Origin of the sequence: Pseudomonas anguilliseptica, assembly GCF_021375795.1 — a bacterium.
Taxonomy (GTDB): Bacteria; Pseudomonadota; Gammaproteobacteria; order Pseudomonadales; family Pseudomonadaceae; genus Aquipseudomonas; species Aquipseudomonas anguilliseptica_A.
Window position 1 is genome coordinate 1,483,185 of sequence record NZ_JAEIOI010000001.1, and the last position, 22,585, is coordinate 1,505,769.

Consider the following 22,585-nt stretch of genomic DNA (forward strand, 5'->3'; position numbering starts at 1 on the left):
GGTCAGTCCTTTACAGATTGCGAAAGTAAGCGCTCGAGCAGGGCTTCGAGGGTGTTGAAACGTTCTTCTGGGCGCTCCATGGGCACCAGGAAGCGGAACAGCGTAGCGCCTTCGAACTTGTAGCGGGTCGGTTGGCTCTGGATCAGCTTGATCAGGGTGAGCGGGTCGACACAGGTGTCGGCGGCAAATTCGAGGCGTCCGCCCTGTGGGCCTGCGTCGATCTTCTTGATCCCAAGCTTTTCGGCCTGTAGCTTGAGCAGGGTGATGCGCACCAGATTCTTGGTCGGCTCGGGCAGCAGGCCAAACCGGTCGATCATTTCCACCTGCAGCTCTTTCAGGCCGTCCTCGTCGACGGCGTTGGCGATGCGCTTGTAGAGGATCAGTCGCGCATGCACATCCGGCAGGTAGTCTTCGGGGATCAGCGCTGGCACGCGCAGGTTGATCTCCGGTCCGCCGCCCAGTGGCTGGTCGAGGTTAGGTTGCTCGCCCTTGCGGATCGATTTCACCGCGCGCTCGAGCATTTCCATGTAGAGGGTGAAGCCGACGGCCTGAATCTGGCCGCTCTGGCCGTCACCGAGCAACTCACCAGCACCGCGGATTTCCAGGTCATGGGTGGCCAGCACGAAGCCGGCGCCGAGGTCCTGGGCGTTGCTGATGGCTTCCAGGCGTTTCTGTGCGTCGTCGGTCATCTGCTTGCGCGGCGGTGTCAGCAGGTAGGCGTAGGCCTGGTGATGGCTACGGCCGACGCGGCCACGCAGCTGGTGCAGCTGGGCCAGGCCAAACTTGTCGGCGCGCTCGATGATGATGGTGTTGGCGCTCGGCACGTCGATACCGGTTTCGATGATGGTCGAGGCGATCAGCACGTTGAAGCGCTTGTGGTAGAAGTCGCTCATCACCTGTTCCAGCTCGCGTTCGCGCATCTGCCCGTGGCCGATGCCGATACGCGCTTCCGGCACCAGCTCGGCCAGGTCGGCGGCACACTTCTCGATGGTCTTCACGTCGTTGTGCAGGTAATACACCTGTCCGCCGCGCAGCAGTTCGCGCAGCAGGGCTTCCTTGATCGTCGGATTGTTCTGTTCCATGACGAAGGTGCGCACCGACAGGCGGCGCGCTGGCGGGGTGGCGATGATCGACAGGTCGCGCATGCCCGACACCGCCATGTTCAGTGTGCGCGGGATCGGCGTGGCGGTCAGTGTGAGGATGTCCACCTCGCTGCGCAGGGCCTTGAGCTGTTCCTTCTGGCGCACGCCGAAGCGATGCTCTTCGTCGATGATGCACAGGCCCAGATCCTTGAAGCGTACATCGTCCTGCAGCAGCTTGTGGGTACCGATAACGATGTCGATCTTGCCTTCGGCCAGCTTGACTACCGCTTCGTTGACCTCTTTGGCCGATTTGAAGCGGCTCATCACTTCAACCGTTACCGGCCAGTCGGCGAAGCGGTCGCGGAAACTGTTGTAGTGCTGTTGAGCGAGCAGAGTGGTGGGCACGAGCACCGCGACCTGACGGCCGCTGTGCACGGCAATAAAGGCCGCACGCATGGCCACTTCGGTTTTTCCGAAACCAACGTCGCCGCAGACCAGGCGATCCATCGGCTTGGGCGCGAGCATATCGGCCAGCACCGCTTCGATGGCGCTCTGCTGGTCCGGGGTTTCCTCAAAGGGGAACCCGGCGCTAAAGGTGGCGTAGTCCGCCAGTGGGTCCTTGAAGGCATAGCCTTCACGGGCGGCGCGGCGGGCATAGATGTCCAGCAGCTCGGCCGCCACATCGCGTACCTGCTCGGCGGCTTTGCGCTTGGCCTTTTGCCAGGTTTCCGAGCCAAGACGGTGCAGTGGAGCCAGGGCGTCATCGCTGCCGGTGTAGCGGGCGATCAGGTGCAGGCTGGCGACCGGTACGTAGAGCTTGGCTTCCTCGGCGTACATTAGGGCGAGGAATTCGGCGGCCTGGCCATCGAACTCCATGGTCACCAAGCCCAGGTAGCGGCCGACGCCGTGGTCAATATGCACCACTGGCGCGCCTTCGCGCAGCTCGGTGAGGTTCTTGATCACGTTGTCGCCGCCATCGCGCGACTTTTCGCGGCGACGGCGTTGCATGACGCGCTGGCCAAACAGTGGGCTTTCGGCGATCAGTGCCAGCTCATCGAGTTGCAGGCCTTCATCCAGTGGGGCGATGCAAATACCCAGGCGCTCTTTGCTGGCGGTGAACTCGGGCCAGTCGGCGACTTCGCGCGGCTTGAGTTTGAGGCGGGCGAGCAGCTCCAGCAGCACTTCACGGCGGCCAGCCGATTCGGCGCAGAACAATACCCGTCCTGGGTACTCCTCGATAAACCGACGCAGGGCGGCCAGAGGCTCACCGGCCTTGGCCTGGATGGCCAGGTCGGGCAGGGCGCGAGCGTTGAAGCGGGTGCGGCCGACACCTTCTTCGATGTCATCCTGGCTGGCCACTACCCGTGGCCAGTTTTTCAGGCGGGCAAAGCAGTCTTCCACCGGCAGGAAGATATCCGCCGGCGGCAATAGCGGCCGCTCAGGATCGACGCGGCGGTCTTCGTAACGGCTGCGCGCATCCACCCAGAACTGTTCGGCGGCCTTCTCGATTCCCGGCAGGGAGAACACCTGGGTATCAGCGGGCAGGTAATCGAACAGGGTGGCGGTTTCTTCGAAGAACAGCGGCAGGTAGTACTCGATGCCGGCCGGAGTGATGCCGGTGCTGAGGTCCTGGTAGATCGGGCAGCGACGGAAATCCACGTCGAAGCGTTCACGGAAGCGTCCGCGAAAGTCGGTGACGGCCTTTTTCTCCAGCGGAAACTCGCGTGCCGGTAGCAGCTTGATCGAGTCGACCTTGTCGATGGAACGCTGGCTTTCCGGGTCGAAGGTGCGCAGGGTTTCGATCTCGTCATCGAACAGGTCGATGCGGTACGGCTGGCTGCTGCCCATGGGGAACAGGTCGATTAGCGCGCCCCGCACGGCAAACTCGCCATGTTCATAGACCGTATCGACGCAGCGGTAACCGGCGGCTTCCAGATTGCCGCGCATCTGGTTGACGTCCAGCTGCTGGCCGACCTGCAGCACCAGGCTGCTACCGAGCAGAAAACGCTTGGGTGCCAGGCGATGTAGGGCCGTGGTGATCGGGACTACCAGTACGCCGTGTTTCAGCTCGGGCAGGCGATAAAGTGCGGCAATACGCTGAGAAATGATGTCCTGGTGCGGCGAAAACAGGTCGTAGGGCAGGGTTTCCCAGTCGGGGAAATGCAACACCGGCAAATCCGGAGCGAAAAAGCTCAGCTCCTCTTGCAGGCGCTCGGCACTCTGGCTGTCGGCGGTCAGCAGCAGGGTAAAGCGCTTGGCATGGCTGGCAGCTTCGGCAATTGCCAGGCTCAGCGCAGCACCAGGGAGGTTGCCCCAGTGTTGTTTTCCGGCGGTGGCGGGCAGGGACGGTAGGCGCAGTACGGATGCGGTCGGCACAGACACAGGCGGCTCACGGTCAAGACACAAGGTCGGCGATTGTAGCGGGCGAATATATGCGGTGTCAGTTACGACAGTCGTGCATTGCTCATGCTTGCGTGCGCCGTCATAATGTAGCCCCTTTTTTCAGCCCCTACATGTGGAAGGTACTGCCCGTGACTCAGAAGCCCGACCAGTGTCTCGGTGAGTGGATCGATCGAGAAGCCCTTGCGGAAGCGATGATTCCGATGATTGGCCAACTCTACCGTAACAACAACGTGGTCACCTCGATCTACGGCCGCGGTCTGATCAACCGTTCGGTGATCGATATTCTCAAGGCCCACCGCTTCGCCCGTCACCGCCTGGTTGGTGACAGCGAATTGTCGGTGCACGATACCTTCCCGGTCCTCAAGGCGATGACCGAACTCAAGCTGGGCGCCGCCTCCGTGGACCTCGGCAAGATGGTCAGCAAGTTCAAGACCGATGGCCAGAACCGCAGCATCGAGCAGTTCGTCAAGGATGAACTGGTTGAAGTGGTGGGCAAGCAGAATGGCGAAGCCCGCGAAGGCACCGATGTGGTGCTGTACGGCTTCGGTCGTATCGGCCGTCTGCTGGCGCGCATCCTGATCGAGAAAACCGGTGGTGGCGACGGCCTGCGCCTGCGTGCCATCGTTGTGCGCAAAGGTGCGAGCAATGACCTGGTCAAGCGCGCCAGCCTGCTGCGTCGCGACTCGGTGCATGGCAAGTTCGATGGCACTATCACCATCGATGAAGAGAACAACACCCTGACGGCCAACGGCAACCTGATCCAGGTGATCTATGCCAAGTCCCCGACCGAAGTCGACTACACCCAGTACGGCATCAAGAACGCGCTGCTGGTCGACAACACCGGTGTATGGCGTGATGCCGACGGTCTGGGCCAACACCTGGCTTGCCCGGGCGTTGATCGCGTGGTGCTGACCGCACCTGGCAAGGGCGCGCTGAAGAACATCGTGCACGGTATCAACCACAGCGAAATCACCGCAGATGACAAGATCATTTCGGCGGCTTCCTGCACCACTAACGCCATTGTGCCGGTGCTGAAAGCGGTGAATGACCAGTACGGCATCGTCAACGGTCATGTCGAAACCGTTCACTCGTACACCAACGACCAGAACCTGATCGACAACTTCCACAAGGGCGATCGCCGTGGTCGTAGCGCGCCGCTGAACATGGTAATCACCGAAACTGGTGCCGCCACTGCAGCCGCCAAGGCCCTGCCAGTGCTGAAAGGCAAGCTGACCGGCAACGCCATTCGCGTACCGACGCCGAACGTGTCGATGGCCATTCTCAACCTCAACCTTGAGAAAGCCACCACCCGTGAAGAGATCAACGAGTACCTGCGTCAGATGGCCATGCACTCGGACCTGCAGAAGCAGATCGATTTCGTCCAGTCGCAGGAAGTGGTTTCCACTGACTTCGTTGGTTCGCGTCACGCTGGTGTGGTCGATGCCGAAGCCACCATCTGCAACGACAACCGTGTCGTACTGTACGTATGGTACGACAACGAGTTTGGTTACAGCTGCCAGGTGGTTCGCGTGATGGAAGACATGGCCGGGGTCAACCCGCCAGCTTTCCCGCGCTAAGCGCAGGGTGCATAGAAAACGGGAGCTTCGGCTCCCGTTTTTTTATGCGCGCTATTTAGCGCTCTAGTCAGCCAGCAGGCTGGTGCGCAGACTGTCGGACAGGCCGTTGGGCGACAGCCAAATGCCCAGGTAGGCCTTGGCCAGTTCCTGGTCTTGGCTGGTGAAGACGGGCTTGCCGTTCACTTCCAGAGTAAGGCCGCTGTCGGTGTTGAAGTTCAGAGCGTAACGGTCGCCTGGGCGAATGTCGCGGAAGGTGGCATGCAGGGCATTGAGGCCTGGGCGCAGGCGCTCGAGTGTCTTGGTGTCGTGTTGGCGCTCGAGCGTGACCCAGGCAGCTTTGATCACGTCTTGGCTGTCTATATTGCGGAAGTAGTACAGCTCCAGGCGCTGGTTCAGTGGTTGGGTAAACGCCTGCCGGGCGCTGGCCTGGGCGGGTGCGTAGAAAGCTGCCGCGTAGACATCGGCCCACAGGTAGGTGAGCACACTCTGGTTCTTGCGTTCCAGGCTGTTCTGCGCGAATTCGCGGGTGGTGGCGAAGTTGGCTTCCTGCAGGCGTTCGCGGGTATTGGCGAGCAGGTCGCCGCTGAGCAGCAGTAGGGTGGTGAGCACCAGTAACAGGCGCATGGCAGAGCTCCAGTGGGAAATGGATGTTATTTCACCTGTTGATCAGTTTCAGTCAATCTGCGATCTGTTGCCTTCTGTTACGTAAAAAAGGTTAAAAGCCAGCGCTTGGGTGGCCAGTGGCGGAAGGTGGACTCTATAATCGGGCAGATTTTTCCCGCGACTGACATCTTGCTCAGCACCTGATCATGCATCGGTGTTGCGTTGCAGCTTTGCTGTACTCATGTCTTCCGTATTCTAAAAAAGCTTATAAATCAGTGGTTAGGCAAACCTATGATCAAAATAAAACATGGGCTTGATTTGCCCATAACCGGCGCGCCGGTGCAGCGTATAGAAGCCGCAAGGCCCGTGCGCAGCGTCGCCGTCATAGGCTTCGATTATCACGGCATGAAGCCGACCATGGAGGTCCAGGTCGGTGATCGCGTCAAGCTTGGTCAGGTGCTGTTCTCCGACAAGAAAGCGCCTGGCGTCCAGTACACCGCTCCAGCGGCCGGCGTGGTCAGCGCCATCCATCGAGGTGAAAAGCGCGTACTGCAATCGGTGGTGATTGATGTCGAAGGTGATGAGCAAATCACTTTTGAAGCCTTTGCTGCCACGCAGCTGGCGAACGTCGGCGCGGCGAAAGTGCGCGAGGTTCTGCAGCAGTCCGGCTTATGGACGGCTCTGCGAGCACGCCCGTTCAGCAAGGTACCGGCGGCTGATGCCCAGCCTAGCTCGATTTTCGTCACCGCCATGGATACTCATCCGCTGGCCGCCGATCCGGCGGTGGTGATTGCCGAGTATGCCGCTGATTTTGAACATGGCTTGCAGGTGCTAGGCAATCTGGCGAAGGTCTTTCTGTGCAAGGCTGCTGGTAGCAACCTGCCAGGCGAGCAACTGAGCCAGGTGCAGACACATGCTTTTGCTGGTCCGCACCCAGCCGGTCTAGCCGGTACGCATATTCACTTCCTGGACCCTGTGAGTGCCAACAAGAGCGTGTGGTCACTGAACTATCAGGACGTGATCGCCATTGGCAAACTCTTTACTACCGGGCAGTTATGGACCGAGCGCGTGGTTGCGCTGGCCGGTCCCGTAGTTGAGACGCCGCGCCTGTTGCGCACCCGCCTGGGCGCCAACCTGAGTGAGCTGACGGCCGGTGAGCTGCACTCCGGGACTAGCCGGGTTATTTCCGGTTCGGTGCTGGGTGGCCGTACGGCCCAAGGCGCATTTGCCTTCCTCGGTCGTTATCACCTGCAGGTGTCCTGCCTGGCTGAAGGCAATGACCGCGAGATGCTGCACTACCTGCGTGCCGGGGTGAACAAGCATTCGGTGATGAACATCTTCGTTTCGAAACTGCTGGCGGCGAAGAAGTTTGCCTTCTCCACCACCACCAACGGCAGCCCGCGCGCGATGGTTCCGGTTGGCAATTACGAAGCGGTGATGCCGCTGGATATTCTGCCGACGCAATTGCTGCGCTACCTGATCGTCGGCGACACCGAGATGGCCCAGAAACTCGGCTGCCTGGAACTCGACGAAGAAGATCTGGCGCTGTGCACCTACGTGTGTGCCGGTAAGTATGAATACGGCCCGATTCTGCGCGACAACCTCGCCCGTATCGAGAAGGAAGGTTAAGTCATGGGTATCCGTGCATTTCTCGACAAGATCGAGCACAACTTCGAAAAAGGCGGCAAATACGAGAAGTGGTATGCCTTGTATGAGGCTGTTGACACCTTCTTCTATCGCCCCGGCAGTGTCACCAAGACCACGGCGCACGTGCGTGACGGCATCGACCTCAAGCGCATGATGATCACCGTGTGGCTGTGCACCTTCCCGGCCATGTTCTTTGGCATGTGGAATACCGGTTATCAGGCCAACCTGATTTTCGCCAACAGCCCGGAGTTGCTGGCTGCCCAGGAAGGCTGGCGCTTTGCGCTGATCGGTTCACTGGCCGGGTTTGACCCCAATAGCCTGTGGGACAACTTTATTCAGGGCGCGGCCTACTTCCTGCCGGTCTACGCGGTGACCTTCATCGTCGGCGGTTTCTGGGAGGTGCTGTTTGCCTCGATCCGCAAGCATGAAGTCAACGAAGGCTTCTTCGTCACCTCCGTGTTGTTTGCCCTGATCCTGCCGCCGAGCATTCCGCTGTGGCAGGTTGCCCTGGGTATCAGCTTCGGCGTGGTAATCGGTAAAGAAGTCTTCGGCGGTACTGGCAAGAACTTCCTCAACCCAGCCCTGACCGGTCGCGCCTTCTTGTTCTTCGCCTACCCGGCGCAGATGTCCGGTGATGCGGTATGGACTGCGGTGGACGGCTTTGCCGGCGCCACTTCGTTGAGCCTGGCCGCAGCTGGTGGCATCGAGAACGTGGTGAACAATGGCATCACCTGGATGGATGCCTTTGTTGGCACCATTCACGGTTCCATGGGCGAAACCAGCACCCTGGCGATCCTCATCGGTGGCGGTGTGTTGCTGATCACCAAGATTGCCTCCTGGCGGATTGTCGGCGGGGTGATGCTGGGCATGATTGGCTTCAGCCTGCTGCTCAATGTGCTGGGTTCCAACACCAACCCCATGTTCGCCATGCCCTGGTATTGGCACCTGGTGGTCGGTGGTTTCGCCTTTGGCATGCTGTTCATGGCCACCGACCCTGTGTCGTCATCCATGACCAATACCGGCAAGTGGATCTTTGGTGCCCTGATCGGGGTGATGGTGGTGATGATCCGCGTGATCAACCCGGCCTTCCCGGAGGGCATGATGCTGGCGATCCTGTTCGCCAACCTGTTCGCACCGCTGATCGACCACTTCGTCGTTCAAGCCAATATCAAGCGGAGGCTGGCACGCAATGTCTAGTCAAAAAGAATCCACCGTCCGTACCTTGGTGGTGGCCCTGTTGGTCTGCCTGGTGTGTTCGATTTTCGTCGCCGGCGCCGCCGTGGCACTGAAACCGACGCAGGTGGAAAACCGTCAGCTGGATAAACAGCGCAGCATTCTGGCCATTGCCGGGCTGGGTGAGGCGGGCATGAGTGCTGCGCAGGTCAAGGCATTGTTTGCCGAGCGGATCAGTGCCCGTGTGGTCGATCTGGACACTGGCACCTTCAGCGATGCTCAGGATCCATTGACCTTCGATCCGTTGAAAGCCTCCAAAGACCCGAAGCTTTCCGAGGCCCTGGGCAGTGCTGAGGATATTGCTTCGATCAAGCGGCGTGAGCGTTTCACCACCGTCTATCTGGTAGAGCAGGACGGCCAGTTGCAGACCGTGATTCTGCCCGTACGTGGTTACGGCCTGTGGTCGACCCTGCATGGCTTTATGGCGCTGCAAGGGGACCTGAACACCGTGGCAGGCTTCGGCTTCTACCAGCATGCCGAGACCCCGGGTCTGGGTGGTGAGGTGGATAATCCGAAGTGGAAGAGCCTGTGGCTGGGCAAGACCCTGTTTGACGACAAGGGCGAGCTGGCCATCCAGATCATCAAGGGTAACGTCGATGCGCAGAGCGCACAGGCGACTCACCAGGTCGATGGTCTGGCGGGCGCAACCCTGACCAGCAATGGTGTGAATAACTTGCTGCACTTCTGGCTAGGGGAGAACGGCTTCGCCCAGTTCCTCGCCAATCTGCAAAAAGGGGAGGCTTGATCATGTCGCAGCCGACTATCAAAGACGTTCTGCTCAACCCGATTTTCAACAACAACCCCATCGGTCTGCAGATTCTCGGTATCTGCTCCGCTCTGGCGGTGACCTCGAACCTGAAAACCGCGCTGGTTATGTCGATTGCCCTGACTCTGGTAACCGGCTTCTCCAACCTGTTCATTTCGATGATTCGCAGCCAGATCCCCAGCTCGATCCGTATGATCGTGCAGATGGTGATCATCGCGTCGCTGGTGATCGTGGTCGATCAGGTGCTCAAGGCCTTTGCCTTTAGCCTGTCCAAGCAGCTCTCGGTGTTTGTTGGCCTGATCATCACCAACTGCATCGTGATGGGCCGTGCCGAGGCCTTTGCCATGCAGAACCCGCCTGTGCTGTCGTTCTTCGATGGCATTGGTAACGGCCTAGGCTACAGCGCCATGCTGATCGTGCTGGGTATCGTGCGCGAGCTGTTCGGTGCGGGCAAATTGATGGGCTACGAGATCATTCCAGTGATCAACGACGGTGGCTGGTATCAGCCTAACGGCTTGTTGCTGCTGCCCCCTTCGGCGTTCTTCCTGATCGGGCTGTTCATCTGGGCCTTGCGGGCCTGGAAGAAAGACCAAGTGGAGAAGCCGAGCTTCAAAATGGCGCCTCAGGTATCGAATAAGGAGGCCTACTAATGGAGCATTACCTCAGCTTGCTGGCCAAGGCGGTGTTCGTTGAGAACATGGCCCTGGCGTTCTTCCTCGGCATGTGCACCTTTATTGCCATCTCGAAGAAGGTTGAAACGGCGATTGGCCTGGGTATCGCTGTCATTGTGGTGCAAGTCATCACCGTGCCTGCGAATAACCTGATCTACACCTACCTGTTGAAAGATGGTGCGCTGGCCTGGGCGGGTTTGCCGGAAGTGGACCTGAGCTTCCTTGGACTGCTCAGCTACATCGGGGTGATCGCAGCGATCGTGCAGATCCTCGAGATGCTCTTGGATAAATACGTTCCCAGTCTGTACAACGCTCTGGGCGTGTTTCTGCCGCTGATCACCGTGAACTGCGCCATCATGGGTGGCACCCTGTTCATGGTCGAACGTGACTACAACCTGGCGGAAAGTACCGTGTACGGCTTCGGTTCCGGTCTGTCCTGGGCGCTGGCGATTGCTGCTTTGGCGGGGATTCGCGAAAAGCTCAAGTACAGCGATGTGCCGGAAGGCCTGCAGGGGCTGGGCATCACCTTTATCACCATCGGTCTGATGTCTCTGGGCTTTATGTCCTTCTCTGGCGTGCAGTTGTAAGGAAGGGTGCCTAGATGATCACTAACGAGATTTTTATCGCAATCGGCATGTTCACCGGCATTGTGCTGGCGTTGGTGCTGATCATTCTTGCTGCGCGCGCCAAGCTGGTTTCCAGTGGTGACGTGAGCATCGAGATCAATGGTGAGAAGACCATTGTGGTACCGGCTGGCGGCAAATTGCTGCAGACCCTGGCCGCCAACAACATCTTCCTGTCGTCGGCCTGTGGCGGCGGTGGTACCTGCGCGCAGTGCCGTTGTGTGGTGGAAAGCGGCGGTGGCGAAATGCTGCCGACCGAAGAAGCCGCATTCACCCGTCGCGAGGCCAAGGCTGGCTGGCGCCTGTCCTGCCAGACCCCGGTCAAGCAGGATATGAAGATCGAAGTGCCGGAAGAAGTGTTCGGCGTGAAGAAGTGGGAATGCACGGTTGAGTCCAACCCCAACGTGGCCACCTTCATCAAGGAGCTGACGCTGAAACTGCCGCAAGGCGAGAATGTCGACTTCCGTGCCGGTGGCTATGTGCAGTTGGAGTGCCCACCGCACGAGGTGCACTACAAGGACTTCGACATTCAGCCGGAATACCGTGGCGACTGGGACAAGTTCAACCAGTGGAAGTACGTATCCAAGGTCGAGGAGACCGTGATTCGGGCCTACTCCATGGCCAACTACCCGGAAGAAGTCGGTCTGGTGAAGTTCAATATCCGTATTGCTTCGCCACCTCCGGGCAAGGATGACTTGCCGCCGGGCAAGATGTCTTCCTGGGTGTTCAGCCTCAAGCCGGGTGACAAGGTCACCGTGTACGGGCCGTTTGGTGAGTTCTTCGCCAAGGACACCGATGCCGAGATGATCTTTATCGGTGGTGGTGCGGGTATGGCGCCGATGCGTTCGCACATCTTCGACCAGCTCAAGCGCCTCAAGTCCAAGCGCAAGATCAGTTTCTGGTACGGCGCACGCTCCATGCGCGAGGCGTTCTACGTCGAAGAGTACGATCAGCTGCAGGCGGAGAATCCGAACTTCCAGTGGCACCTGGCACTGTCCGACCCGCAACCGGAAGATAACTGGAGCGGCCTCAAGGGGTTTATCCACAACGTGCTGTACGAGAATTACCTCAAGGACCACCCGGCTCCTGAAGAGTGTGAGTTCTACATGTGCGGCCCGCCCATGATGAACGCCGCTGTGATCAAGATGCTGGTCGACCTGGGTGTGGAGGAGGAGAACATCCTGCTCGACGACTTCGGCGGCTAATCATGAACAATGCGGTACTACGGCCCGTTATCGCTGCCAGCTTGCTGGCAGCCCTAACGGGCTGCTGGTTTTCAGAGCGTGTAGAAGAGTTCGGCGGCCCGACCATGGGCAGCACCTACTCGATCAAATACGTGCGTAGTGAAGGCTCCCCAAGCCTTGACCAGCTCAAACATGAAACCGATGCGATTCTCAGTGAAGTCGATCAGCAGATGTCGACCTACCGCGATGATTCGCTGATCGAGCAGTTCAACCAGGCACCTGCAGGTACCTGTAAGGTCATGCCGGAGCCGGTACTGGAGTTGGTCGAGGCGGGGCGCCTGCTCAATCAACAGAGTCAGGGTGCGTTTGATCTGACCCTGGAACCCTTGCTCAACCTCTGGGGCTTTGGCCCCAAGGGGCGTGCAGAGAAAGTACCGACTGCCGAGCAACTGGCTGCTGCGCGTTCCCGTACGGGGATGCAGCATCTACGGCGTGACGGGCAGCAGCTGTGTAAGGAGGTCGATCTGCAGGTCGACTTCAACAGCATCGCTGCCGGCTATACCGTGGATCGGATCGCGCAGCGTCTGACTGAGCTGGGGGTCAACAGCTACCTGGTTGAGGTGACCGGTGAACTCAAGGCTGCCGGGCGCAAACCGGATGGCCAGCCTTGGCGCATCGGCCTGGAGGCTCCGCAGGAAGGTGAGCGGGTGGCTCAGCGGATTCTGGCACTGGATGGCTACGGCATTTCCACGTCTGGCGATTACCGCAACTACTTCGAGGAGAATGGCCGGCGCTATTCGCACACCCTTGATCCGTTGACGGCAGCGCCGATCACCCACACCCTGGCGGCCGTCACTGTGGCCGATAAATCGACCCTGCGTGCTGACGGCTTGTCTACATTACTTATGGTGATGGGCACTGAGCGTGGCCTGGCATTTGCAGAGCGCATGGGGATCGCCGCGTTTTTCGTGACTCGCGAAGGCGACGCTTTCGTCACACAGGGCACTCAGGCTTTCGAGCAACTGTTTGCCGCAGGAGAAGAGCAATGACATTCGTGGTGGTTTTTCTGGTCATGGTGCTGGTCGTTGGCATGATGGCGGTGGGTGTGATCATGGGGCGCAAGCCGATTGCCGGCTCCTGCGGTGGCATCGCCAACCTGGGCATCGAGAAGGAATGCTCAATCTGTGGCGGTAGCCGCGAGAAATGCGAAGAAATCAACAGCGATCCGCAGGCCAAGACAGAGTCCCTGGCGTACGACGCGACCAAACGCTAATCGCTCCGCCGTTGCCTAAGAGCTAGGCTGTATATAACGCATTGATTGTCAGGTTGCAGGTGCAGCCTGGCCCTGCCGAGAGCACGGTACAAGTGCTCCGGTGTGATCTGAAGGAGTAAACATGGCGGTCTACAACTACGACGTGGTGGTGCTGGGTTCCGGCCCCGCGGGTGAAGGCGCGGCGATGAACGCCGCCAAGGCCGGGCGCAAGGTGGCCGTGGTCGACAGCCGTCGTGAAGTCGGCGGCAACTGCACCCACCTGGGCACCATTCCGTCCAAGGCGCTGCGCCATTCGGTGCGGCAGATCATGCAGTTCAACACCAACCCGATGTTCCGCCAGATCGGCGAGCCGCGCTGGTTCTCCTTTCCCGATGTGCTGAAAAGTGCCGAGCGGGTGATTGCCAAGCAGGTGAGTTCGCGCACCGGCTACTACGCGCGTAACCGAATCGATGTGTTTTTCGGTACGGGCAGTTTCGCCGACGAGCGTACTGTTGAAGTGGTGTGCGCCAATGGTGTGGTGGAAAAGCTGGTGGCCAAGCAGATCGTTATTGCCACCGGTTCGCGCCCGTATCGCCCGGCCGATGTGGATTTTCGCCATCCGCGGATCTATGACAGTGACACCATTCTCAGCCTGACCCATACGCCGCGCCGCATCATCATCTACGGTGCCGGGGTTATCGGCTCCGAGTACGCCTCGATCTTCAGCGGTCTGGGTGTGCTGGTTGACCTGATCGACAACCGTGATCAGTTGCTGAGCTTCCTGGATGCGGAAATCTCCGATGCGTTGAGCTATCACCTGCGCAACAACAACGTGCTGATTCGTCATAACGAAGAGTATGAAAGCGTTGAAGGGGTGGAGAACGGGGTGATCCTGCACCTCAAATCCGGCAAGAAGATCAAGGCTGACGCCTTCCTCTGGTGCAACGGCCGTACTGGTAATACCGACCAGCTGGGGCTGGAGAACATCGGCATCAAGGTCAACAGCCGTGGCCAGATTGAAGTCGACCAGAGCTACCGCACCCCGGTGTCGAACATCTATGCCGCAGGCGATGTGATTGGCTGGCCGAGCCTGGCCAGTGCTGCAGCTGACCAGGGCCGTTCGGCGGCGGGCAGCATTGTCGATAATGGCAGCTGGCGTTTCGTTGATGACGTACCGACCGGTATCTACACCATCCCCGAGATCAGCTCGATCGGCAAAACCGAGCGCGAGCTGACCCAGGCCAAGATTCCCTACGAAGTGGGCAAGGCCTTCTTCAAGGGTATGGCCCGCGCGCAGATTTCCCATGAGCCAGTGGGCATGCTCAAGCTGCTCTTCCATCGTGAAACGCTGGAAGTGCTGGGTGTGCACTGCTTTGGTTACCAGGCCTCGGAGATCGTGCATATCGGCCAGGCGATCATGAACCAGAAGGGCGAGGCCAATAGCATCAAGTACTTCGTCAACACCACCTTCAACTACCCGACCATGGCGGAAGCCTATCGGGTGGCGGCGTTCGACGGCCTCAACCGGCTTTTTTGAGCGGCTCCGGCCGGTGGCCTGAGCCGGCCGGGGAGAACCCGTTCAGCGACTCCTGCGACTGGCGTTGGCCTAATCGCGAAAGTTTCTGATCAGGCTTAACGAAAAAACCGGCCCTCGTGGCCGGTTTTTTGTTGGCTGGGCTGTGCCGGAGGTTACGCGAGGGTTGCCACTGCCAAGCCGGGAAAGTCAGTGATGATGCTATCCACGCCGAAGTCCGCCAGGCGACGCATCAGTGCCGGCTCATTGACCGTCCACACCGAGACATGCAAGCCGGCTTTCTGCGCTTTGAGCAGGCGTTCGGGAGTGCATAACGTCCAGTTCAGCGCCAGCAGGTGGCAGCCATAGTGTTTGGCTACTTTGAGCGGGTCGAGCCAGGCGTATTCGGCGACCAGCCCCCGTTGCAGATGCGGTGTCAGGCGTTGCAGGGCGCTGAGCACTTCGCGTGAGCTGGAGGTTACCGTGACCTTGTCAGTCAGGTTGTAACGTTCGGCCAGTTCGGCAATCGCCTTGACCATACGCGCCGAGCGCACCTTCGAGGCGCTTTTGACTTCCAGCTGCCAGTGCTCGAAATCGCAGTGCTGGAACAGCTCCTCCAGGCGCGGAATCGGGCAGGGTGTAACGGCGCCTGGGCCACCTTTGCGTGCGTCATAGGTGATCAGTTCGGCGGCATCGTGTTCGACCACTTTGCCACGGTGGCCGGTGGTGCGCTTGAGCGTCGGGTCGTGAATCACCATCAGCTCGCCATCGCGCGACAGGTGCAGGTCCAGCTCGCAGCGGCGTACGCCATGTTTCATGCATTGCTGAAAGCTGGCCAGGGTGTTTTCCGGTGCTTCGCCTTTGGCACCGCGGTGTCCATAGATGACAGTCACTGTTGCTCCTTGTCTGGCAGGGCGGCGCCGGGCTGATGGTGGCGCACGCTGTTGATCACGTGTTTGTGCTCGAAATAGACGCTGAACTCGCGGTAGTCCCAACGGGTGATCGGTGGGTTACCAACGCTGGGGTGCTCCTCGTCGGCCAGGCCGAAGCGTTCCAGCACGGCGCGCTGAGATTCACCAAGCTGAGGCAGTTGCAGGCCGCCAGCACCTTGCTGGCCGATGGGGATTTGCAGGGTCTCGGCATAGACGCTGACGGGCAGGATCAGGGCAAGGAGCGGAAGCAGGCGTGACATTGGTGGCTCGCTATCAGGGTTGCAGAGGTTGCTCGCGGGCCTGGCGACGCTCCAGAGCTTGGCGCTGCAGGATATGCCGGGCGAGCAGCTGACGTTGGGCATCGCTCAGGACTTCGAATTCCGCACCGATTTCAAATTGTTGCGACGGTAGTGGGCGGCAGTGCACCACCTTGGCCCGCAGCAGCAGGCCTAGTGCTTGCGGCATCAGCACCATCTTTACCGCCAGGTGCGCGCCGGCGGCCACCGGCTGGCTGTTGTTGAAACTGACGCCGCCCTCGGACAGGCTGACCTTGCGTGGCGCACCGATGTCGCGCAGCAGGCTCTGCGCTACGGCCTGGCCGAGCAGGTCGATGCGTTTGTTGATCACCTTGAGGTAGTTGGCCAGGGTGCGATCGCGTTCGCTGATGTGCCGCAGCAAATGCTGCGACTCAAAGTCCATCAGGTGCAGATCGCTGAGCAGGTTGAACAGCGGCGAGCTGTCGTGAAGCGCATCACTGGCCAGGGCTTCAGCCCCGGATAGCTGGGTGAATTCCAGTGCGATCGTATCGTCGATACGATAATATTCGCGGCGGTCATCTTCATCTTGAGTCGGCATGGCGAACCCATGGCAGCAGTAGTGGTCAGAGTGTAAGGCTGCTCGCCAAGCCCCCACAAGGACGTTTCTTTTTCCCTCGAATCAGCCCCGACATGTTCAGACCTCTGTTCGTATTTATTGGTACGCGCTACACGCGGGCCAAACGTCGCAACCACTTTGTATCCTTTATCTCCCTGACATCGATGATCGGGCTGGCACTGGGTGTGCTGGTGATGATCCTGGTGCTCTCTGTGATGAATGGCTTCGACCATGAGATGCGCACCCGCGTGCTCGGCATGGTGCCGCACGCCACGGTGGAAAGCGCCACGCCGATCAAGGACTGGCGCAGCCTGGCCGAACGGGCGCAAAGCAATCCGCAGGTGCTGGCTGTTGCGCCGTTCAGCCAGATGCAGGGCCTGCTGACCAACGATGGTAAAGTGCAGAAAGTGCTGATCAATGCGGTCGATCCGCTGGAAGAGTCCAAGGTTTCGATCATCGGCAATTTCTTCGAGCAGGGCCGTCTGGAAGACCTGCAATCCGGCGAGTTCGGCATGGTGCTGGGCGATAAGGCCGCCACTAAGCTCGGCGTCGGTCTGGGGGATAAGGTCACCTTCGTCGCCCCGGAAGTCACTGTTACTCCAGCCGGCATGTTCCCACGGCTCAAGCGCTTTACCGTGGTGGGCATATTCCATGTCGGCGCGGGCGAGATCGACGGCCATCTGGCTCTGACCCATGTGCAGGACCTGGCACGCTTGCAGCGCTGGCAGGCTGATCAGGTCCAGGGCATTCGCCTGAAATTTGCTGATCTGTTTGAAGCTCCTCGCACTGCCTGGGCGCTGGCGCAGACGTTGGGTGAGGGCGACTACTACGCCCGCGACTGGACCCGCACCCATGGCAACCTCTACCAAGCGATTCGCATGGAGAAGGCGATGATTGGCTTGCTGTTGCTGCTGATCGTTGCAGTCGCTGCGTTCAACATCATCTCCACCTTGGTCATGGTGGTTACTGACAAGAAGGGTGATATCGCCATTCTGCGCACCTTGGGGGCGACGCCGCGGCAGATCATGGCGATCTTTATGGTACAGGGCACGGTGATTGGCGTGTTTGGCACGGCGATTGGTGCTGTGCTGGGTTGTCTGGCCGCCTTGAATATCAGCAGCGCGATTGCCGCGTTGGAAGGGCTGTTGGGGATCAAGTTTCTCAATGCCGATGTGTACTTCATTGATTACCTGCCCTCGCAGCTGATGCTGGCAGACGTGCTGCTGGTCTGCGGTGCGGCATTGATCCTAAGTTTCTTCGCCACCCTGTATCCGGCCTGGCGCGCAGCGCGTACCCAGCCTGCGGAGGCTCTGCGTTATGAATGATCAGGTTATGAGTGATTCGGTTATGCAAGATCGTGCAGTGTTGAGTTGTCGCAACCTCGGTAAAAGCTATGACGAAGGCCCGCAATCGGTAGTGGTGCTGCAGGATCTGCAGCTGGAGCTGCACCCTGGTGAGCGCGTGGCGATTGTCGGCAGCTCCGGCTCGGGCAAGAGCACCTTGCTGAATATGCTCGGCGGTCTGGATACACCGAGCACCGGCAGCGTCTGGCTGGCGGGTGAGGAGTTGTCGGCGCTGAATGAAAAGCAACGCGGCCTGCTGCGTAACCGCGCCCTGGGTTTCGTTTACCAGTTCCACCACCTGCTTCCGGAATTTACCGCGCTGGAAAACGTGTGCATGCCGCTGCTGATTGGCCGCACGCCGATCAGCGAAGCGCGCCAGCGTGCCACCGCACTGTTGGAGCGAGTCGGCCTTGGTCATCGTCTGGCGCACAAACCGGCCGAACTCTCCGGTGGTGAGCGCCAGCGGGTGGCGATTGCCCGTGCGCTGGTCAATCAGCCGGGCCTGGTGCTGCTCGATGAACCCACCGGCAACCTCGATCATCACACCGCGCAGGGCATTCAAGACCTGATGAAGGAGCTGAGCAGCTCGTCGCAAACCGCCTTTCTGGTGGTGACCCACGACATGGCCCTGGCCCAGCAGATGGACCGCATCCTGCGCCTGGAAGACGGCAAGCTGGTGGCTGCCTGATGTTTCGCCCGCTGAGTATCTTTATCGGTATCCGCTACACCGGGGCCAAGCGGCGCAACCACTTCATCTCGTTTATTTCGATGACCTCGATGATCGGCCTGGCGCTCGGTGTGCTGGTGATGATCGTGGTGTTGTCGGTGATGAACGGCTTCCAGAAGGAAATGAGCACGCGCATTCTCGGTATGGTGCCGCACGCCAGCATTGCTGGCAGTCAGCCGCTGGATGATTGGCAGCAGGTCGCGGCCGCCGCGAAGAAGCATCCGCAGGTGCTTGCAGCGGTGCCGTTTGCCGAACTGGAAGGCATGCTTTCGATGCGTGGGGCGATGCAGCCGGTGCAGTTGCATGGCATCGACCCGGCGCTGGAGCCGCAGGTGTCGATTATCGACAAGCATATGCAGCAAGGCCGACTGAGCGATTTGCGTGAGGGCGAGTTTGGCGTGGTGCTGGGCGAGATCACCGCGCGGCGCTTTCAGCTTCGAGTGGGCGATAAGCTGGCGTTGATCGTGCCGGAGCTGAGCAGTGTGCCGGGTGGTATCAGCCCTCGTATGCAGCGCCTTAATGTGGTCGGCATCTTCAAGGTTGGCGCCGAGCTGGACAGTTCGCTGGCGCTGATTCACGTCGCCGATGCCGCGCATATCCAGCGCATGCAGCCCGGTCAGGTGCAGAGCGTGCGTCTGAAGCTGAAAGACCTTTACCAGGCCCCGCAAGTGGCTGCGCAGATCGTCAGCGAGTTGGGCGCCGGTTACAACGCCAGTGACTGGACCCTGACCCAGGGCAGCCTGTTCAGCGCGATGAAAATGGAAAAGACCATGATTGGTTTGTTGCTGCTGCTGATCGTAGCGGTGGCTGCGTTCAATATCATTGCCACGTTGATCATGGTGGTGGCGGACAAAGGCGCAGATATCGCCATCTTGCGTACCCTGGGGGCTACGCCAGGGCAGATCATGGGCATCTTTATGGTGCAGGGCACCGTGATCGGCGCCATTGGTACGTTGATTGGTGCGGTGCTGGGTATTCTGGCGGCGCTCAACGTCAGCCAGTTGGTAGGCTGGATCGAGCGTCTGAGTGGGCAGCAGGTGATGAGTTCGGACGTCTACTTCATCAGTAACCTGCCATCGGAGTTGCTGTTATCCGATGTACTGCTGATTTGTGGTGCGGCCTTTACCCTGAGCTTTCTGGCTACCGTTTATCCATCCTGGCGAGCATCACGCATTCAACCTGCTGAGGCGCTGCGTTACGAATAAGCTACGTTGGCAGAAACAAAAAGCCGTTACTCAGTAACGGCTTTTTGTTTCAGTGTTGTATGTCTTGCTGCCGACGTTTTTCCTGGCGTTTGCGCCAGTTATGCCGCACCCACCAGCGCCAGTAGGCGTTGGTGCCCAAATAGCCGATCAGGGCGAGCAGTAAGCCCAACACCAGAGAGCCTAGATAGAGGGGTTGCCAATGGGTTTGCAGAACATGGCCGACCCAGCTGAGGGTGATCTGATCGGGCATTTGCAGGGTGGGCGTGCCCATCAACCAGGCGCCAAACTTGTAACTGCAATAGAACACCGGCGGCATGGTGATCGGGTTGGTTAGCCAGACCAAGCCAATGGAAATCGGCAGGTTACCGCGTGCGGGGATGGCCACAGCAGCTGCGGCGGCCATTTGCATGGGCATCGGGATCATTGCCCAGAACAGACCAATTGCCATGGCGCGTGACACCGAGTGGCGGTTGAGGTGCCAGAGATTGGGGTCGTGAATCAGGTTGCCAAGAAAGCGCAGGGATTTATTCGCTTTGATGCTATCCGGGTGAGGCATATAGCGCTTGAATAGACGACGCGGCATGAATTTTCTCTGGCAGGAAACGCCAAAATAGTATGCACGCTTTGCCTGTCGGCTGCCCCGGCTGGTTGTGTCAGGACATTATGTAGGGGCGAGGTGGCAGCTCGCTGGTACATGACTCATGGAGCGAGTCTATGCGCGTAGGACTTCTGGCGTTGCTGGCGGGGTTGCTGGCGTTGCGCTTTCTTCCGCAGCTGCCGCCGACCTGGTTGCTGACCCTGTTGCCGGTCGTCGGCCTGATGCTACTGCCGTTTCGCAGTTATCCACTTGCCCTGTTTCTGTTCGGCTTTACCTGGGCCTGCGTAAGCGCGCAGGGGGCACTGGATGATCGCCTGGCGCGGCAACTGGATGGGCGAACCCTGTGGCTGCAAGGGCAGGTGGTGGGTTTGCCAGAGGTCGCCGATGGCGTGGTGCGTTTTCAATTGCACCAGCCCAGTTCGCGGCGCGCCAAGTTACCTGCGCGTTTGCGGCTGTCTTGGTATGGCGGCCCCGAGATACGTGCCGGTGAAACCTGGCGGCTGGCAGTGCGGCTCAAGCGTCCCCATGGTCTGGTCAACCCGCAAGCCTTCGACTACGAAGCCTGGCTGCTGACGCAGCGTATCGGTGCCACAGGTGCGGTGAAGAGTGGTGAGCGCTTATCGCCGGCTCATGGTGCCGGCGCATGGCGTGATCAGCTGCGTCAGCATCTGTTGGCCACCCCGGCAAAAGGACGTGAGGGTGCGCTGGCGGCCCTGGTGCTCGGCGATGATTCGGGCCTGTCGAGTGCCGATTGGCAGATGTTGCAGAACACCGGCACGGTGCATCTGATGGTGATTTCCGGCCAGCATATTGGTTTGCTGGCGACGCTGCTTTATGGCCTGGTGGCGGGCTTGGCACGCCTGGGGTGGTGGCCGCGCCGCTGGCCTTGGCTGCCTTGTGCATGCGCTCTGGCGTTCATCGGTGCGCTGGCCTACGGCGTGCTGGCCGGGTTTGCCGTGCCGGTGCAGCGTGCCTGTGTGATGGTCGGGTTGGTGCTGCTCTGGCGTTGGCGCTTTCGCCACCTGGGGGTGTGGCTACCGGTATTGCTGGCCTTGCTGGCGGTGCTTGTGTGGGAACCACTGGCCAGCCTGCAGGCAGGGTTCTGGCTGTCGTTTGGCGCGGTGATGCTGCTGATCCTGATCTTCAGCGCACGCCTGGGCGCCTGGTCCTGGTGGCAGACGTTATGGCGCGCGCAGTGGGCGATGGCGATTGGTTTGCTGCCATTGTTGCTGGCCCTTGGTCTGCCGGTCAGCGCCAGTGGCCCGTTGGCCAATTTGCTGGCTGTACCTGTGGTGGGTCTGTTGGTGGTGCCGCTGGCACTACTCGGTACCCTGTTGCTGGGTGTACCCGGAGTGGGCGCGACGCTGCTCTGGTTTGCTGGCTGGCTGCTGGATCTGCTGTTTGCATGGTTGATACATCTGGCCCAGTGGCTGCCTGCCTGGTTGCCCAGTGATCTGCCATTCTGGGCCTGGCTGCTGGTGGCGCTGGGTGCGCTGTTACTGCTGATGCCTGCTGCTCTACCGCTGCGTAGCCTGGGTGGATTGCTGTTGTTGCCGCTGTTATTCAGCCCGCAGCAACGACCTCCTGAGGGGATGGCCGACGTGTGGATGCTGGATGTCGGTCAGGGCCTGGCAGTGCTGGTGCGCACTCAGGAACATGAGCTGTTGTATGACGCCGGACCGCGCTTTGGTGAGTTCGATACCGGCGAACGGGTGGTACTGCCATCGCTGCGCGCGCTGGATGTGCGTGGTCTTGATCTGCTGTTGATTAGCCATGCCGATAACGATCATGCCGGTGGCGCTGTCGCTATCCAGCGTGGCTTGCCGGTCAGCCAGGTGCGCAGTGGTGAGCCCGATAAACTGGCGGCTGTACTGCAGGCTCAAGCCTGTATCAGCGGGCAGCGCTGGCAGTGGGATGGTGTGCAATTCAGTACCTGGCGCTGGGATGGCGCGAGCGATGGCAACCAAGCCTCCTGCGTACTGCGCATCGAGGCCAATGGGGAGCGCCTGTGGCTGACCGGTGACATCGATAGCCAGGCCGAGCGCGCATTGCTCAGCAGTGGTCTGGTTTTACCAGCAGAGTGGTTGCTGGCACCGCACCATGGCAGTCGCAGTTCATCCTCGGCAGCGTTCCTGGCAAAGGTTGGCCCCACAGCTGCGCTGGTTTCCCGGGGTGCGCACAATGCCTTTGGCCATCCGCATGTCGAGGTTGTCGAGCGTTACCGGGCGCTGGATGCGCAGTTGTATGACAGCGTTGTGCATGGTGCCGTGCGGATTCGCCTGGGCGCGTTCGAGCCCGCGCAGGGTTTGCGTGATCACGCACGCTTTTGGCGGGAAAAATGAGAACGGCAGCG

Annotated in this window: 20 protein-coding genes; 14 read left to right on the forward strand and 6 right to left on the reverse strand. The window is 60.0% G+C overall.

Translation table 11 applies throughout. The features are described 5' to 3' along the window. Positions 1–2: 2 nt before the first annotated feature. Positions 3–3,458, reverse strand: a complete 3,456-nt coding sequence (gene mfd / locus IOD17_RS06855; protein WP_233684539.1) for a transcription-repair coupling factor — start codon at positions 3,456–3,458, stop codon at positions 3–5. A 137-nt stretch (positions 3,459–3,595) separates the two neighbouring features. On the opposite strand from mfd, the gene IOD17_RS06860 reads away from it, so the two are divergent. After that, positions 3,596–5,062 carry a glyceraldehyde-3-phosphate dehydrogenase gene (locus tag IOD17_RS06860; RefSeq protein WP_233684314.1) on the forward strand — a complete coding sequence of 489 codons (1,467 nt, stop codon included), beginning with the start codon at positions 3,596–3,598 and terminating at the stop codon, positions 5,060–5,062. Between the two features lie 63 nt (positions 5,063–5,125). Here IOD17_RS06860 and IOD17_RS06865 read toward each other — a convergent pair whose 3' ends face one another. Then, positions 5,126–5,686 (reverse strand): chalcone isomerase family protein, encoded by a 561-nt coding sequence (locus IOD17_RS06865; protein WP_233684315.1) that lies wholly within the window; start codon positions 5,684–5,686, stop codon positions 5,126–5,128. A gap of 270 nt (positions 5,687–5,956) precedes the next feature. Between IOD17_RS06865 and IOD17_RS06870 the strand changes: the two genes are divergently transcribed. The 9 genes from IOD17_RS06870 to sthA all read left to right on the forward strand — a co-directional run bounded on the left by IOD17_RS06870 (position 5,957) and on the right by sthA (position 14,578). Continuing rightward, entirely contained in the window at positions 5,957–7,294 is a 1,338-nt protein-coding gene (locus IOD17_RS06870; protein WP_233684316.1) for a Na(+)-translocating NADH-quinone reductase subunit A, read from the forward strand. 3 nt (positions 7,295–7,297) lie between these two features. Next, positions 7,298–8,509 (forward strand): NADH:ubiquinone reductase (Na(+)-transporting) subunit B, encoded by a 1,212-nt coding sequence (locus tag IOD17_RS06875; RefSeq protein WP_233684317.1) that lies wholly within the window; start codon positions 7,298–7,300, stop codon positions 8,507–8,509. After that, on the forward strand, positions 8,502–9,290 hold the full coding sequence (locus tag IOD17_RS06880; protein ID WP_233684318.1) for a Na(+)-translocating NADH-quinone reductase subunit C: 789 nt from the start codon (positions 8,502–8,504) through the stop codon (positions 9,288–9,290). The genes IOD17_RS06875 and IOD17_RS06880 overlap by 8 nt, the downstream gene beginning before the upstream one ends. Continuing rightward, complete coding sequence (locus IOD17_RS06885; RefSeq protein WP_233684319.1) at positions 9,287–9,961, forward strand: NADH:ubiquinone reductase (Na(+)-transporting) subunit D; 675 nt, start codon at positions 9,287–9,289, stop codon at positions 9,959–9,961. Before IOD17_RS06880 ends, IOD17_RS06885 begins: the two co-directional genes overlap by 4 nt. Next, positions 9,961–10,569, forward strand: a complete 609-nt coding sequence (gene nqrE / locus IOD17_RS06890) for an NADH:ubiquinone reductase (Na(+)-transporting) subunit E (RefSeq protein WP_233684320.1) — start codon at positions 9,961–9,963, stop codon at positions 10,567–10,569. Before IOD17_RS06885 ends, nqrE begins: the two co-directional genes overlap by 1 nt. A gap of 14 nt (positions 10,570–10,583) precedes the next feature. Further along, on the forward strand, positions 10,584–11,810 hold the full coding sequence (nqrF, locus tag IOD17_RS06895; RefSeq protein ID WP_233684321.1) for an NADH:ubiquinone reductase (Na(+)-transporting) subunit F: 1,227 nt from the start codon (positions 10,584–10,586) through the stop codon (positions 11,808–11,810). A gap of 2 nt (positions 11,811–11,812) precedes the next feature. Further along, the gene (locus tag IOD17_RS06900) at positions 11,813–12,838 is read left to right on the forward strand and encodes an FAD:protein FMN transferase (RefSeq protein ID WP_233684322.1); all 1,026 of its coding nucleotides are present in this window, start codon (positions 11,813–11,815) and stop codon (positions 12,836–12,838) included. Then, the gene (nqrM, locus tag IOD17_RS06905; protein WP_233684323.1) at positions 12,835–13,062 is read left to right on the forward strand and encodes a (Na+)-NQR maturation NqrM; all 228 of its coding nucleotides are present in this window, start codon (positions 12,835–12,837) and stop codon (positions 13,060–13,062) included. Before IOD17_RS06900 ends, nqrM begins: the two co-directional genes overlap by 4 nt. Positions 13,063–13,183: 121 nt before the next feature. Then, positions 13,184–14,578 (forward strand): Si-specific NAD(P)(+) transhydrogenase, encoded by a 1,395-nt coding sequence (gene sthA, locus IOD17_RS06910; RefSeq protein ID WP_233684324.1) that lies wholly within the window; start codon positions 13,184–13,186, stop codon positions 14,576–14,578. A 152-nt stretch (positions 14,579–14,730) separates the two neighbouring features. On the opposite strand, the gene IOD17_RS06915 is transcribed toward sthA, so the two are convergent. From IOD17_RS06915 to IOD17_RS06925, 3 genes are read right to left on the reverse strand one after another with little or no spacing between them, the layout of a single operon-like run. After that, a complete protein-coding gene (locus IOD17_RS06915; RefSeq protein WP_233684325.1) occupies positions 14,731–15,447 on the reverse strand; it encodes a glycerophosphodiester phosphodiesterase in 717 nt (238 codons plus the stop codon). Next, the gene (locus IOD17_RS06920; RefSeq protein WP_233684326.1) at positions 15,444–15,746 is read right to left on the reverse strand and encodes a phosphodiesterase; all 303 of its coding nucleotides are present in this window, start codon (positions 15,744–15,746) and stop codon (positions 15,444–15,446) included. Before IOD17_RS06920 ends, IOD17_RS06915 begins: the two co-directional genes overlap by 4 nt. 13 nt (positions 15,747–15,759) lie before the next feature. Continuing rightward, positions 15,760–16,341, reverse strand: coding sequence for a PilZ domain-containing protein (locus IOD17_RS06925; protein WP_233684327.1), 582 nt, complete (start codon positions 16,339–16,341; stop codon positions 15,760–15,762). A 92-nt stretch (positions 16,342–16,433) separates the two neighbouring features. On the opposite strand from IOD17_RS06925, the gene IOD17_RS06930 reads away from it, so the two are divergent. The 3 genes from IOD17_RS06930 to IOD17_RS06940 are packed head-to-tail and all read left to right on the forward strand — an operon-like array spanning position 16,434 to position 19,634. Next, a complete protein-coding gene (locus tag IOD17_RS06930; RefSeq protein WP_233684328.1) occupies positions 16,434–17,684 on the forward strand; it encodes a lipoprotein-releasing ABC transporter permease subunit in 1,251 nt (416 codons plus the stop codon). 22 nt (positions 17,685–17,706) lie between these two features. Then, positions 17,707–18,390: a lipoprotein-releasing ABC transporter ATP-binding protein LolD gene (gene lolD / locus IOD17_RS06935; RefSeq protein WP_178124367.1), complete on the forward strand. Its 684-nt coding sequence runs from the start codon at positions 17,707–17,709 to the stop codon at positions 18,388–18,390. After that, on the forward strand, positions 18,390–19,634 hold the full coding sequence (locus tag IOD17_RS06940) for a lipoprotein-releasing ABC transporter permease subunit (RefSeq protein WP_233684329.1): 1,245 nt from the start codon (positions 18,390–18,392) through the stop codon (positions 19,632–19,634). The genes lolD and IOD17_RS06940 overlap by 1 nt, the downstream gene beginning before the upstream one ends. A 49-nt stretch (positions 19,635–19,683) precedes the next feature. Here the strand turns inward: IOD17_RS06940 and IOD17_RS06945 are convergent, their stop codons facing one another. Beyond that, entirely contained in the window at positions 19,684–20,217 is a 534-nt protein-coding gene (locus tag IOD17_RS06945) for a DUF2062 domain-containing protein (RefSeq protein WP_233684330.1), read from the reverse strand. 131 nt (positions 20,218–20,348) lie between these two features. On the opposite strand from IOD17_RS06945, the gene IOD17_RS06950 reads away from it, so the two are divergent. Beyond that, entirely contained in the window at positions 20,349–22,574 is a 2,226-nt protein-coding gene (locus IOD17_RS06950) for a DNA internalization-related competence protein ComEC/Rec2 (RefSeq protein ID WP_233684331.1), read from the forward strand. The last annotated feature ends 11 nt before the right edge of the window (positions 22,575–22,585 follow it).